Below are 13,199 nucleotides of genomic sequence, written 5' to 3' on the forward strand. Positions count from 1 at the left end.
TTTATTCATGATGAGCAATGCAATTCTTACCAGAGCGTTTTGCATACAATAAATAATGCTGAGCCCGTTCGACCAGCTCTGTCGGACTTTCATCGCCAAATAATGTGGCAACACCAATCGACACGGACACTGGACGTAGTAGCGTCTTAGTATTTCTATAGCGTATTTTTTGTGTGGCCACTTCCTGGCGTAACGATTCAGCCAACTTAGACGCCACACTTAATTCTGTTTCGCTCAGTAATACTGCGAAGCGACCACCATTTAGGCGTGCAAGAAAACTGTGTTCAGGCAAATGCCCTGATAAGAGTTTTGCAATGTATTTAATTAAGGATGTACCCACTTTATTGCCATACTCTTGATTAATGCCATGCAGGTCATCAATATCAATGAGTAACAAGGTCAAATCATCTTCAGCATGAGGCACCAAAGAAAAAAGCGAGCGCTCAAAGCCTTTCTCATTAGCTAATAATGTCATGGCGTCCAATTCAGTGCTTTTCTTTACATTAGAAAGCTCAGACCTTAACGAAGCGAGTTCTTCCTGTGCCGCTGATAATGAACGCTCAAACTGTTCAATGGCTTGATTTGCTTGAAAAGTGCCTTGCTCTAACAAAAATGCAAGACGTTCGATCTGGGCGGGATCACTCGCGTTTTTAAGCACTTTTTTGGACTGCTGAACTGTGTGGTTAAATTTTTTAAGTTCACGGGAAACAACGGCTGTGTCTGTTTCTAAATTCACTGCTAGGTCTTTTAACGCAATGCCTTGCTTGCTCGCTTGCTGAAACTCTTCTGGCAATAAAAACTCGTGAAACAACTCTCTCGAGACAAAGGCCGGTAAGCTGCCAAATCGACGCAGTGCACGATCTACAACCTGATTCAGTTTCGGCGTTTTATTTGAGGCATATTCATACCAGATTCCGTAGTTGTATGGCGTTGGTGGAATATTTAACTTTACCATAAGCGGAATGGCGGAGCGCATTAGCTGGTGAGCTTGCTTTGTGTTGTGTTGGAACATTGGAATCTCTGCTGTCATTTATCACCCAAAGACGTCCCATTTCGTTGGTGGTATTGTATGTTGAAAGCTCGGTAACATCACGGCTTCGATTTTATAACTTCTAATGGTAAATTAGTGCTGTATACACAAGAAAACATAGTAATTCTAATGCTAAATAATATCCATTAACCTCCGGTTAATTTACTCGAAAATCCTTCTTTTTCAAGCAACGCTTTCACTTTTTGACGATTGTCACCTTGAATCTCGATCTGACCCTCTTTTACGGCACCACCGGTACCACATAGTGTCTTTAATTTTTTACCCAGCGTTTTTAACGCGTCCTCTGTCAAAGGAAGCCCTGTGATAACCGTGACACCTTTGCCTTTGCGGCCTTTTGTTTCTAAGGCAATTAACACTTTTCCATTGCCAATGACGCTTTGATTTTTGCACTGACATTCAGCGATAGGGTGTTCGCAGTCAGGACACAAGCGTCCTTGGTCGGTTGAGTAAACTAAACTGTGGTTTTTCATGGATTTTGAGTTCTCTCTAAGCTGTTTAGATCCGCTATTTTATCAGTTCAATTCAGATAAAAATGCATTATTCAACATTTTATTGATAACTAGGCTAAGCTAATGAAAGCGCCAATTATAAGGTGTTTATGAAGTTATGAAAAAAATACTTACCATTCGTCAAGCGACAGAAGCCGATCTACGAAGCATTTTACTCTTTGAGTTTCGCAATCGTGCTTGGTTTGCCCGTTTCATACCTTATCAAGTTCTGCGTCGACAGACAGAACATTACTTTAAACAATTACTCCGAGGTCAGTTAAATACTACTGTTCAATACTTGGTGTGTTTGCCGAATGATGTGTTAATCGGCCGATTTACTGTACAAATGCTAGACAGAAAAAAACGCAGTGTGGAAATTTCCTATCGGGTTGCCAAACACTTTAGTAATCGTGGTGTTGCGCAATATACTCTAAAACACGTATTACTAATTTTAGATACTTACGGAATAAAAGAGGTGTATGCGCAGGTGGCTAACCACAATAAAGCATCAATAAATGTTCTCATGGCTTGCGGGTTCGAATTTCATGAAATCCAGATGAACGCCATAAACCTTGCATCAAAGGTGTATGACGGCCTGATTTTTCGTTGGGTGCCTGGTGAAGCCATGCCTTGTTTACCTATATTTGATAAGGCGAGAGTCTATTCAGCACATTGACGATTTCATTGCTCAATTCAGCCTTGAGTGTTATGACCTGGTCTGTCATTGGATGAGAGAACTGAAGGCTGGATGCATGGAGCATTAGTCTAAAATCCTCAGGCCAAATTTCTTTGGTTACTTTGTTGATATGACGACAGCCATAACAAGAATCGCCGACGAGGGGGTGCAAAAGGTGTTTAAAATGTCGACGAATCTGGTGTTTACGTCCTTGTTTGGGGGTTACCTCTATCCAGCTTAAACGCATGGCATCATAACGGCTAACCGGAATAGGAAGTTCATAGCACTTCAGTCTTGTAAAATGCGTCTCGGCGTCTTTTTCCGTGCCTTCTATTTTAAAGCGTGAGCGGCCTTTCTGTTCATTAAGCTTTGCCAAGGGATAGTCAATAACGCCCATCTGGTCGCAAAACCCTCTCACCAAGCAATGATAAGTTTTTTGAGTACTTGAGGTTGAAAACTGTGCTGAAAGCCGTCTTGCCATTTCAGGTGTAAAAGCCATCACTAATACACCGGATGTGCCTCGGTCCAAACGATGAACTGGGAACACCCATTTGCCAGTTTGATCTCTCAGCCTTTGAACAACGGCATCCTCTTCTTCTTTGGCTAAATTAGTACGGTGCACAAGTAAGCCAGAAGGTTTGTTAACAGCGACTATATGTGCATCTTGAAACAAGATACTCAGAGGCTCTTCCTCGACGATTGAGTGCGTGAATACACTGTTAATAGCAACATCGCTCAGGCTCATTTGTGCTCCAATTCTTCAACAAAAGACGCTATTTTTTCCATGGCCATATTCACCAACGTTTGCATGGCCTCATTGCTGGCCCAAGCAATATGAGGTGTGAGTAAAAAATTAGGGTATTTTGTAAGAGCCTGAAGGGGATGGTTGATTGGCATTGGCTCTTGTGTGGCAACGTCGAATGCCGCTCCTGAAATCTGGCCGTGCTCTAAGGCCTGCTGTAATGCATTCTCGTCGACAATGCCGCCACGACTGATGTTTAGTAATAAACACCCTGATTTCATTAAAGAAAATTCCGCACTTCCAATTAGGTTTTTACTTTCTGCTGTGAGTGGACAATTTACACTGATAACATCAGCCAACTGCAACGCATCCTCAAAGGCTATGTATCCTTCTCTGATGCTTGTTGCTCCTTTGCGTTCTGCAAACAGCACTTTCATGCCAAATGCGAGGGCAATGCTGGCCACTTTTTTCCCTAAGGTGCCACCACCAACAATCGTCATGGTTGAACCAGATAAATCCCTAATAGGGTAATCGAGAAAACAAAAATACTCGGAATTGGCCCATTTTCCTGCTTTGACATCATCCAAATAGGATACCAAATTTCTTCTTAGCGCCAATAACATCGCAAAAGTATGCTCCGGCACGCTGATAGTGGAGTAGTCGGACACGTTTTGAACCGTGATGTTAAGTTCTGCGCAACTTTCTAAGTCAACATTGTTTGTCCCTGTCGCCATAACTTGTACGAGACGTAGATTTACTGCTTTTTGAAGGGCATTACGGTTAAGTACCACTTTATTGGTGAGGACAATGTCTGCGTCTGCTATTCGCTCCATCACGTCATCTAAAGCCGTGTTTTCGTATTCAACCAGCTCTTTGACAGTCGCCGGTAGGTGAATGTGTATATAGCGTGGAAAAGAACCTCTGTCTAAGAATACCGCTTTCATTTATTTTCCTTATTTTTGTCTAACAGTGGTTGTAAGTAAGGCAGAATGTTTTGCAGTACAATAGGTTGACCTTCTTTATTGGGATGTAAACCATCGCTTTGCATTAATGCCTTGTTGAGCGCAACGTCTTTGAGCATAAAAGGGACGTAGGCAAGTTCATATTTAGTCGCGATGTCTTTGTATAGATTGAAAAACATTTCGGTGTAGCGCTTACCATAATTTTGTGGGATTTGATTACCGACCAATAAAACTAGGGCGCCAGCGTTATGAGCTTGCTCAACCATTTTTTCCAAATTTAATGTGGTCTGATTCAGTGGATAGCCACGTAAAGCATCATTAGCACCAAGCTCTAAGACAACCCAGTTCGGTTTATGGTTTGCTAAAAGCGCATCAAACCGAGACAAACCACCTTGAGTTGTCTCTCCACTGACACTGGCATTGACGACCTTTATTTCAGGGTGAGATTGAGAAAGTTGATTTTCAAGTAAACTAACCCAGCCATCTTGTTGTCGTAAGTTATACGCTGCGCTGAGGCTGTCACCCATAATGAGCAAAGTAGAAGCCGACGCAAATGAATGCATAAACAGTAGAGCTGTGATGATAAACAGTTGTCTGATTTGTCTTTTAAAAAACATATGAACCCTTTTAGAGTGAATAATTATGGCTAGCAGTACTGCGATCAAAGTATCTAATTTAACTCACACCGTGACGTCAAATACAGGGGATTTAACCATATTGAAAGGAATTAATATGGAAATTAAGGAAAGCGAGTCTGTTGCGATTGTTGGATCATCCGGCTCAGGCAAGTCAACGTTATTAGGTTTGCTCGCAGGTTTGGATGTTAATACCTCAGGCGAAGTTCTTCTATATGATCAGGAATTTTCTGGGCAATCCGAAGAAAAGAGAGCATTGATTCGTGGTCAGTACGTGGGCTTTGTGTTTCAGTCTTTTCATCTGTTGCCGAGCCTGCAAGCCATCGAAAATGTTATGTTGCCAGCCGAACTTAAAGGTGACAAGGATGCGCGTAAAAAAGCCGAGGTTTTATTGGATAAAGTTGGATTATCACACCGCCTCACTCATTACCCTAATCAGCTTTCAGGAGGGGAGCAGCAGCGTGTTGCTATTGCTCGCGCTTTTGCCTCCAATCCAAAAATACTTTTTGCCGATGAACCCACAGGAAATTTAGATGAAGAAAACGGCAAGCTTATCATTAAGCTGTTGTTTGACCTCAATCAGTCACAAGGCACCACCTTGGTCATGGTAACCCATGACAATGAACTCGCTAAAATGTGCGATCGTCAATTAGTTATGTCTGCTGGCCAACTAACGGAAAAATCCCTATGAGTTTTACTTTTCGCCTAATGCTAAGAGACCTTCGTAGTGGCGATTTGCTCACGTTACTACTTGCATTGGTTATTTCGGTGAGCACAGTCACATCTATTGGTTTGTTTGTTGACCGATTGCAATTGTCGTTTGAGCAAGAGTCGGCCAATTTATTGGCGGCAGATCGATTGGTTCGTTCGGATGATCCGCTCCCGCTTGAGTGGAAAACACAGGCCGATGCTTTATCACTGCAATATGCAGAGCGAACCTCTTTTACGACCATGATGTTTGCCGATAATTCATTGCAGCTTTCTCAGTTAAGCGCTGTCACAGACGGCTATCCACTGAAAGGGGCTTACCTGGTAGATGACACTTTGTTTGGTACCGGGCAATCATCTACTGAGTCACCTAAGTCGGGTGAGATTTGGGTATCCTCACGTTTGGCAAGTCTGTTAAATGTCAAAATTGGCAATCAAGTAGAGGTCGGGGATGCGTCTTTTACCGTCACAAAATATTTAGTACGGGATCCAGGTTCTAGCACGTCGGCTTTTGCGATCTCTCCTCGTGCGGTGATGAATATGGCAGACTTGGCAGCCACAAACGTTATCATTCCTGGTAGTCGAGTGCGCTATTCACTGCTGTTAGCAGGCGAGCGTTCCGCTCTTGGCGATTATGAACGCTGGATAACGCCACAATTGAACGAAGGTCAACGCTGGCAAACCCCAACACAACGGGGCGAACGTATTGGCGATACTATTGGTCGAGCGGAATCTTTTTTGCTGTTGGCCGGCACCTTAGCCGTCATTATGTCTGGTGTTGCCATGGCTCTTGCCTCGGCTCGATTTGTGAAGCGTCATTTAATGCAGGTTGCCATTTTGAAAACGCTTGGCGCCACGCCTAAGCTATTAGGGAAGGTGTTTTTTCAGCAGCTTTTTACGCTTTTCTTAGCCGGTGCCTTGATTGGTTTAGGAATAGGGTGGGCAATACAAGAACTCATTGCTTCTATTTTGTCAGGTTTAATGTCAACGGCTTTACCAGAACCATCTGTTTCTCGTTTATGGTTAGGGGCAGCGACTGGTGCCATCTCTATGTTGGTATTCTGTTTACCTCTTATGTCCCATTTAATAAAGATTTCTCCCTTGTCGGTGTTACAGCCAAACGCGAAAATTGAGCTAAACACCTTGTTTATATACGTGGTTGGTTTTATTGGTATGTACGGCTTAATGTGCGTGTACACCAATGGGTTTTTATTACCAAGCATCATGACAGCGGCAATATCAGCAATTGCGCTTTTTGTTGCCGGTATTGGTTGGATGGCCTTTAAGTTAGGCCGCTCACTCACTTCAGGCGCTACAAGTGGCTGGCAGATTGGTTTGGCTTCCTTGTATCGTCGATTGGTTCCTAATTTATTCCAGCTGCTGGTATTCACTCTCATTATTATGCTGACGTTGATTTTGATTGGTGTGAAATCCAATTTGATTGCCGATTGGCAGCAGCAGCTTCCAGAAGACGCGCCAAATCACTACCTTTTTAATGTTCAAGCTGAGCAGATTGAAACCATCAATGAGGCTACTGACACACTCAATGTACCCCGTTCAGATTGGTACCCAATGGTACGTGGCCGGGTCGTTGCAGCCAATGGTGAATCTGTGCAAGCGCTTTATCCAGAGGAAAGAGGTGAGCCTGAGCTGTACGAACGAGAGTTGAACCTCACATGGTCTGACAGCATTGGAAAAGGCAATGAACTGGTGGCGGGAGACTTTTCGGCCAATGGGCTTTCCGTTGAACAAAAAGCGGCCGTAGAAGCCAATTTGTCATTGGGTGATGAGCTTACTATTAATATTGGCGGCAATATGATCACCTTACCGATCACCTCGATACGAACGGTTGATTGGGGTTCTATGCAGCCTAATTTTTACCTGATGTTACCCAAAAGTGCCCTAGAAGATTACCCAGCAAACTTCGTCAGTAGCTTGTTTATTGATGAATCGGCTGCACAGCCTTTTTATAAGGCAATGTCACAATTTCCGACAGTGTCAATTTTGAACGTTGGTGATATTTTGAAACAAATTCAGAGCATCATAGGTCAGCTGTCTAAAGCCATTCAACTTGTCTTATTGTGTATTTTAAGTGCGGGCGCTTTGGTTCTTTTAGCCAGTGTGCGTTCAACATTAGAAGAAAGGTTAGAAGAAGGGGCGCTATTGCGGGTTTTAGGCGCAAAAAGTGCGTTAGTACGACAAGCACTGTTAGTGGAATTTGGTGCGCTTGGCTTCTTTGCAGGCCTCATCGCCGCCCTGGGCGCTGAGGCTTGTCTGTTTGGTCTACAAGTCTTTGTATTTAATTCACAAGCCAGTTTCCATCCATTATTATGGTTGTTAGGTCCTGTGATTGGCGTGTGTGTGATTGCGACTATTGGCATTTTTGCCAGCAGGACTGTGTTAAAAGTGCCTCCCATGCTTTTGTTGCGCGGGTTATAATAAAAGGGCTTTGTAGGATGCCTATGCATTAGTATTCTACAAAGCCACTGCGGGTGCTTTTTCATAACTTGGGCTGTTCGAATGTTTGTAGAAAAAACGGGCTATATTGTAAGTCGTGATACACGGGATGTAAGCGGCCATATTGAAATGAGCCTTTTTATAAAAACACCCGATGGCACCGTCAAGGTCATTCCTGATAGACAACTCAGTACGTTCTTTACCAATGCACCAATAGCAAGCCTGCCACAGGATGTGGCAGGGGTTCAGTGTGTTGAATCACATTATCGATCTTTTGATAATGAAGCCGTTGTTCTGGTGCAAAGTCAAAGTCTGATGCTTCATCAGCAAATGCTGAGTTTTATTAAACAAAAAGGATTTTTAGTTTTTGAAGAAGACATCAAAGCACACAACCGCTATTTGATGGAACGTAATATTCGTGGTGCGGTGCGTTTTATTGGTATTCCTGATCCGGGAGGTCAGGTCTTTCGCCAAGCTCGTTTAATTCCGAGTGATTGGCAACCAGATTGGAAAGTCTGGTCGCTGGATATTGAAACCTCTGTCTCAAGTAATACTTTGTTGTCTATTGGTATTACGTCGGTGGATCAGCGGGTGGCCTTTGTTGTTACCGATCAAGTATCGTCTTCTTCATTGATTCAGCGTTTTCCTGATGAAAAAAGTTTATTGCTGGCTTTTATTCGTTACGTTAAAAAACACTCTCCAGACATTTTTATCGGTTGGAACTTGATTGGTTTTGATTTGCAATTTATCGATCAACGCTGCCAAGCTTTAGGTATTCGTCCTGCATTTGGTGTGAATGGTGACAATTGGCGTATTCGGTCTTCTGACAATCAGGGAAAATATTTTGCCACTATCCCAGGTCGCGTTGCCTTAGATGGCATTACCTTGCTAAAAGTCGGTGGCTATCATTTTGAGTCTTATAGTTTGAATCATGTGAGCAAAGAGATTCTTAATGATGCTAAGTTGCTTCATGGCGCTGAGCGTTGGCAAGAAATTGAGCGACTTCATAAAGAAGATTTAGACGCATTTGTTGCTTACAACTTGCAAGACTGCGACCTTGTCTTACGGATCTTTGAAAAATTAAAACTCATTGAGCTGCAACAAACCCGCATTGATTTAACAGGGATCCCACTTGAACAGACAGGTGGCTCCGTTGCTGCATTTGAAAATTTGTACTTACCTAGATTGCATGCGGCGGGGTGGGTTGCTCCAGCTTGGACTAACGATGACTTTGTTGCCAGTCCTGGTGGTTTTGTTATGTCTTCCATCCCTGGGCTTTACAAGAATGTGTTGGTCTTTGATTTTAAGAGTTTGTATCCCAGTATTATTCGTACCTTTCACGTGGACCCCTTGGCGCGTATTTTGGCGAAACACTTCCCAGTGTCTGTCGAGCCTCAATCAAACGCTCAATCACCACTTGTACCTGGGTATTTGGGCGCAAATTTTCATCGTCAATACGCTATTTTACCGACATTAGTGGGTGAGCTTGCTCAAGAAAGGGAGGCCGCCAAGCGGTCTGGCAATCAGATTTTAAGTTACGCGATCAAAATTATCATGAATTCATTTTATGGTGTGCTTGGGTCAAATGTCTGCCGATTTTACCATGCGGAGTTAGCAAGCTCGATTACCATGCGGGGTCATGAGCTGCTAGCGAAAACACAAGCGTGGATGGAAGAGCGTGGTGCCAACGTTATTTATGGTGATACGGATTCTTTGTTTGTGACGCTTAATGACGCTGCGGATGATCCGTATCTACAAGGAAAGCAATTGTGCACACAGATTAATGCCTGTTTGTCTCAATGGTGTCGAGATTATGCACAGTTAGATTCCTATCTGGAGTTGGAATTTGAGCGTGTTTATGAGCGTTTTTTTATGCCCACGATTCGAGGTCAAGAGGAGGGCAGTAAAAAGCGTTACGCAGGAAAATCGTCTGGTGAACTGGTTTTTAAAGGCTTGGAAGCGGCTCGAACGGATTGGACGCCATTGGCAAGACAATTTCAACGTACCTTGTTTGAAAAAATTTTTAATGATGAAAATCCGATCGTGTTCATTCAAGAAACCCTTAATAAACTGCGGTCGGGGGAATACGATGAGCAATTGGTTTACAGCAAGCAACTGAGTCGCCCACTGGCTTCCTATACTAAAAACAAGCCACCTCATGTGAGAGCTGCGGCTATCATAGATCAAAAAAGAGCGGAACAAGGTTTGCCCTTAGAATACAACAAAGGTCGAAAGCGAGTATATTATGTTTATCAACGTACAGGCGTTGTACCTTATGAAAGTCCTGCTGATTTAGTGGATCTTGATTACGAGCATTATATTGAAAAACAAATAGAGCCCATTGCAGACAGTCTGTTGCCGTTTTTTAAAACCAACATGGCCAGTTTGCTTTCACAACAATTTTCGTTGCTTTAAAAGCTTCTTCGGGCGCGTCAAGCACTCAAGTTTGAAGGTTGTCACCAAACACCGTCTTGGTATTGAATGTGGAGGCTTCAATTACTTCTTCTAGAGAAATACCTTTTAGTCTTGCCACCTCCTGTGCTACCCAAGGCAAATATTTGGGGTGATTTTTTTTCGGGCGAGGGCGGATATTTCTCGGCACAAGGTAGGGAGCATCAGTTTCTAATAACAATCTATTCAATGGTATATCAAGAATGGAACGTTGTAAGTCAGCACCGCGACGCTCGTCACATATCCAACCTGTTATGCCTATATACAGCCCCAAGGATAAATAATTCTCCAACTCAAAGCGGTTTCCTGTAAAGCAGTGTATGACGGATTTTTGTGCTAATTCTGGGTGTAAATTCAGAGTGGCAATCATCTCTTCGTGCGCATCGCGTTCATGAAGGTACAATGGTAGCTGGTGTTCATAGGCCAATTCGATCTGCTCGTTAAATGCATATCGTTGTTCGTCTGGCGTGGAATAGTTGCGATTAAAATCAAGACCCGTTTCACCAATCGCCACGGGCCTCGCGTTTTTAATCAAGGATGAAAAATCTTTTTTGCTATCGATATGCCATGTTTTTGCCTGGTGTGGATGACAGCCAATGGTATTCCATATAGTAGAATGAACTTGACTTAATGCTTGAATTTGCTTGCTTTCATGGAAATCTGATGCAATACAAATCATGCCTTTTACACCCGCGTCTTGCATGTCTGCCAATGTTGCGTCTACATCATCAAGAAACATTTTGTGGTTAAGGTTGACGCCAATATCTATCATAAATTACCTATCTGTTTGGCATTACTTAAGCTTTCAATATACAAATCTTTCAGTGCCTGTTGAGATATGTCTTTGGTAGCAAGACGTTCAAATGGGATTTTTTCCCAACGTCCGGCTTCATATTCTTCAACAATTTTTAAGACGCCACCTAAATTTCCTTTGTATTCCAGTAAGGCTGATTTGATGTGTTGGTCTAATGGTAAGTCTTTTAATAGCACCGCCATTTCTTCATCAAGGAAGCTTGGGAGATACGAAAAAAGTCCAACCAGAAACGCCCCTTCTAGTTTTGGAAACAGCGCTGCAGAAAGATTTTGACAAAAACACGCGCGAGATACTGCCATAGAAAACAAACAATCTGGCTTTCCGGACACGCTGCTAAGCATAGCGACCCCCACCCATTTTATTAAGTCCCTGATTCCGATAATTTCAATCGCACGTTGCGCGTTGGTGACGTTGAATTGACTCCGGTACAGCACAGACTGTGTAAGCTTTATCACACGATAGGTCAATGTCGGGTCTCGCTCGATGTAGGTGGCTAAGACCCTCGGCGAGGATTCACTGTTGTTCAGGGCCGCCAGCAGGTCAATTAGAATCATTTTATGGGCTAGAATTCGCTTACCTTTCACCGCGGTCACTTTGTGAATGAAATGACCACTAAAAAGCCCATCAGGTGCCACTTCTCGAAGTCGATCAAACTGATCCGCGCTTTGTATCGCATCAACCCAAATTGTTTTGGAAGATAAAAAAGGGTGTTCAATTCGGGCTATTGTTGTTTCAAGGTTGATTTGGTCTAGACTCAACATGACATAGGAAAAAACGTTGAACAAGTCGATGGATAGCATGTCTGGCTGAGGATCGATAATGCCCAGTTGATAACCTTGCAGGCGCAGTTCGCAGAGCTCATCGAGATGATGATCCGTTAGCATCTTCGACTCTAAAAAAACCACCATATTGATGTGAGATTGCAAAGGTAAAACGCTTAATTCGTCTAAATTGCTGTGCAAAAAAATAGTTTTTTGCTGTGTTATTTCGATAAGGTTGACATCGACAAATAAGGAGCTTAAAAAAGAGGTCTGTGGCTTTTCTGTTTCATTACTTGGATGCAATAGATAATACGCTGAGGTGTCTGAAAATTGGTCTACCAAAGCTTTACGGCAAAAAAGTATATCAGTGTTCTTCATTAAGGGTCCTTGCAAGAAGAGTGACACAAAAAAATACAGTAAGATTTAGCCTTATAGAATATCATGGTTATAATGGATTAATGCCTTAATTTAAAAATGTTTGGAGTAATATATGGCAAGCATGTTAGACGCTGTAGACCAAAGAACCAAGTTGGTTGGTGAAAACCGTTTGGAACTACTGATGTTCCGTCTTGGTGGAATGCAAATGTTTGCAATAAACGTGTTTAAAGTTCAAGAGGTCGTCATGTTACCTAAATTGAACTTAATGCCTCATAGACATCCATCTGTAGCTGGCGTCACGCATTTTCGCGGCAGAACCGTACCTGTAATTGATTTATCTGAATCGATCGGTATGCGTCCTATTGATCGAACTCAACCATGTAACCTAATTGTGACCGAATACAATAATACGGTACAGGGCTTTATGGTGGGTGAGGTTGATCGCATCATCAACATGAATTGGAATGAAATTCTGCCACCACCTGATGGAACGGGGCGTCAACATTACTTGACTGCTATTACTCGAGTGAATGACCGTATTGTCGAAATTATTGACGTAGAAAAAGTTTTGGCTGAGATTTCTCCTTATGACAGTAGAGTGAGCGACCATATCATTGACAAAGACCTGCTCACCTTGGCTAAGGGGCTAGAGGTGTTAGTGGTGGATGATTCTTCTGTTGGTTTAGCACAATGTCGATCGACACTAGACTTCATGGGAATAACCGTTCATGAAGCAACAGATGGTAAACGTGGACTTGAGAAACTAAAAAAATGGGCGGCGGACGGGGAAATTGTTCCTGAGAAGTTACTCATGATGATAACCGATGCTGAAATGCCCGAGATGGATGGTTACCGTCTGACTCGCGAAGTTCGCGAGGACCCAAGATTAAAAGATCTGTATATCGTTTTGCATACATCTCTAAGTGGTAGTTTCAATAAAGCCATGGTGCAGAAAGTGGGCTGCGATGACTTTTTGTCTAAATTTCAACCAGATAAACTAGCCTCCCTGATTCAAGAAAGAATTCGAAGCGTGGTTGAGAGAGAATAACTGCTTGTAAGAAAGCATTGTCATTGTT

12 protein-coding genes are annotated in these 13,199 nt (G+C 42.9%); 5 read left to right on the forward strand and 7 right to left on the reverse strand.

Annotated features, from left to right (window positions below; genetic code table 11):
- Position 1: 1 nt before the first annotated feature.
- Together DKT73_RS02980 and yciH are read right to left on the reverse strand one after the other, a co-directional pair.
- Positions 2-1,030: a GGDEF domain-containing protein gene (locus DKT73_RS02980; protein WP_111637086.1), complete on the reverse strand. Its 1,029-nt coding sequence runs from the start codon at positions 1,028-1,030 to the stop codon at positions 2-4.
- Positions 1,031-1,176: 146 nt separating this feature from the next.
- Positions 1,177-1,521, reverse strand: coding sequence for a stress response translation initiation inhibitor YciH (gene yciH, locus DKT73_RS02985; protein WP_111637087.1), 345 nt, complete (start codon positions 1,519-1,521; stop codon positions 1,177-1,179).
- 136 nt (positions 1,522-1,657) lie between these two features.
- Between yciH and DKT73_RS02990 the strand changes: the two genes are divergently transcribed.
- Positions 1,658-2,215, forward strand: coding sequence for a GNAT family N-acetyltransferase (locus tag DKT73_RS02990; protein WP_111637088.1), 558 nt, complete (start codon positions 1,658-1,660; stop codon positions 2,213-2,215).
- On the opposite strand, the gene DKT73_RS02995 is transcribed toward DKT73_RS02990, so the two are convergent.
- From DKT73_RS02995 to DKT73_RS03005, 3 genes are read right to left on the reverse strand one after another with little or no spacing between them, the layout of a single operon-like run.
- Positions 2,178-2,960, reverse strand: a complete 783-nt coding sequence (locus DKT73_RS02995) for a pseudouridine synthase (protein WP_111637089.1) — start codon at positions 2,958-2,960, stop codon at positions 2,178-2,180. The genes DKT73_RS02990 and DKT73_RS02995 overlap by 38 nt on opposite strands.
- Complete coding sequence (locus tag DKT73_RS03000; protein WP_111637090.1) at positions 2,957-3,901, reverse strand: D-2-hydroxyacid dehydrogenase; 945 nt, start codon at positions 3,899-3,901, stop codon at positions 2,957-2,959. Before DKT73_RS03000 ends, DKT73_RS02995 begins: the two co-directional genes overlap by 4 nt.
- Positions 3,898-4,536 carry an arylesterase gene (locus tag DKT73_RS03005; protein ID WP_111637091.1) on the reverse strand — a complete coding sequence of 213 codons (639 nt, stop codon included), beginning with the start codon at positions 4,534-4,536 and terminating at the stop codon, positions 3,898-3,900. Before DKT73_RS03005 ends, DKT73_RS03000 begins: the two co-directional genes overlap by 4 nt.
- 25 nt (positions 4,537-4,561) lie before the next feature.
- Here DKT73_RS03005 and DKT73_RS03010 point away from each other — a divergent pair, with 25 nt between their 5' ends.
- The 3 genes from DKT73_RS03010 to DKT73_RS03020 all read left to right on the forward strand — a co-directional run bounded on the left by DKT73_RS03010 (position 4,562) and on the right by DKT73_RS03020 (position 10,134).
- Positions 4,562-5,245: an ABC transporter ATP-binding protein gene (locus DKT73_RS03010; protein ID WP_111637092.1), complete on the forward strand. Its 684-nt coding sequence runs from the start codon at positions 4,562-4,564 to the stop codon at positions 5,243-5,245.
- Positions 5,242-7,701 carry an ABC transporter permease gene (locus DKT73_RS03015; protein ID WP_111637093.1) on the forward strand — a complete coding sequence of 820 codons (2,460 nt, stop codon included), beginning with the start codon at positions 5,242-5,244 and terminating at the stop codon, positions 7,699-7,701. Before DKT73_RS03010 ends, DKT73_RS03015 begins: the two co-directional genes overlap by 4 nt.
- Positions 7,702-7,782: 81 nt before the next feature.
- On the forward strand, positions 7,783-10,134 hold the full coding sequence (locus DKT73_RS03020) for a DNA polymerase II (protein ID WP_111637094.1): 2,352 nt from the start codon (positions 7,783-7,785) through the stop codon (positions 10,132-10,134).
- Between the two features lie 25 nt (positions 10,135-10,159).
- Here the strand turns inward: DKT73_RS03020 and DKT73_RS03025 are convergent, their stop codons facing one another.
- Positions 10,160-10,942: a TatD family hydrolase gene (locus tag DKT73_RS03025; protein WP_111637095.1), complete on the reverse strand. Its 783-nt coding sequence runs from the start codon at positions 10,940-10,942 to the stop codon at positions 10,160-10,162.
- On the reverse strand, positions 10,939-12,123 hold the full coding sequence (locus DKT73_RS03030; protein ID WP_111637096.1) for an EAL and HDOD domain-containing protein: 1,185 nt from the start codon (positions 12,121-12,123) through the stop codon (positions 10,939-10,941). Before DKT73_RS03030 ends, DKT73_RS03025 begins: the two co-directional genes overlap by 4 nt.
- A 112-nt stretch (positions 12,124-12,235) precedes the next feature.
- Between DKT73_RS03030 and DKT73_RS03035 the strand changes: the two genes are divergently transcribed.
- Positions 12,236-13,171 carry a chemotaxis protein CheV gene (locus DKT73_RS03035; RefSeq protein ID WP_111608226.1) on the forward strand — a complete coding sequence of 312 codons (936 nt, stop codon included), beginning with the start codon at positions 12,236-12,238 and terminating at the stop codon, positions 13,169-13,171.
- Positions 13,172-13,199: the final 28 nt, after the last annotated feature.

The sequence above is a fragment of the Marinomonas shanghaiensis genome, from assembly GCF_003259175.1.
Classification (GTDB): Bacteria; Pseudomonadota; Gammaproteobacteria; order Pseudomonadales; family Marinomonadaceae; genus Marinomonas; species Marinomonas shanghaiensis.

Bases quoted from the DNA above. Each gene is read 5' to 3' on its own strand.
- DKT73_RS03005 (WP_111637091.1), bottom strand. From the start codon at position 4,536: ATGTTTTTTAAAAGACAAATCAGACAACTGTTTATCATCACAGCTCTA.
- DKT73_RS02990 (WP_111637088.1), top strand. From the start codon at position 1,658: ATGAAAAAAATACTTACCATTCGTCAAGCGACAGAAGCCGATCTACGA.
- DKT73_RS03000 (WP_111637090.1), bottom strand. From the start codon at position 3,901: ATGAAAGCGGTATTCTTAGACAGAGGTTCTTTTCCACGCTATATACAC.
- DKT73_RS03025 (WP_111637095.1), bottom strand. From the start codon at position 10,942: ATGATAGATATTGGCGTCAACCTTAACCACAAAATGTTTCTTGATGAT.
- DKT73_RS03015 (WP_111637093.1), top strand. From the start codon at position 5,242: ATGAGTTTTACTTTTCGCCTAATGCTAAGAGACCTTCGTAGTGGCGAT.
- DKT73_RS03020 (WP_111637094.1), top strand. From the start codon at position 7,783: ATGTTTGTAGAAAAAACGGGCTATATTGTAAGTCGTGATACACGGGAT.
- DKT73_RS03010 (WP_111637092.1), top strand. From the start codon at position 4,562: ATGGCTAGCAGTACTGCGATCAAAGTATCTAATTTAACTCACACCGTG.
- DKT73_RS02995 (WP_111637089.1), bottom strand. From the start codon at position 2,960: ATGAGCCTGAGCGATGTTGCTATTAACAGTGTATTCACGCACTCAATC.
- yciH (WP_111637087.1), bottom strand. From the start codon at position 1,521: ATGAAAAACCACAGTTTAGTTTACTCAACCGACCAAGGACGCTTGTGT.
- DKT73_RS03030 (WP_111637096.1), bottom strand. From the start codon at position 12,123: ATGAAGAACACTGATATACTTTTTTGCCGTAAAGCTTTGGTAGACCAA.
- DKT73_RS03035 (WP_111608226.1), top strand. From the start codon at position 12,236: ATGGCAAGCATGTTAGACGCTGTAGACCAAAGAACCAAGTTGGTTGGT.
- DKT73_RS02980 (WP_111637086.1), bottom strand. From the start codon at position 1,030: ATGACAGCAGAGATTCCAATGTTCCAACACAACACAAAGCAAGCTCAC.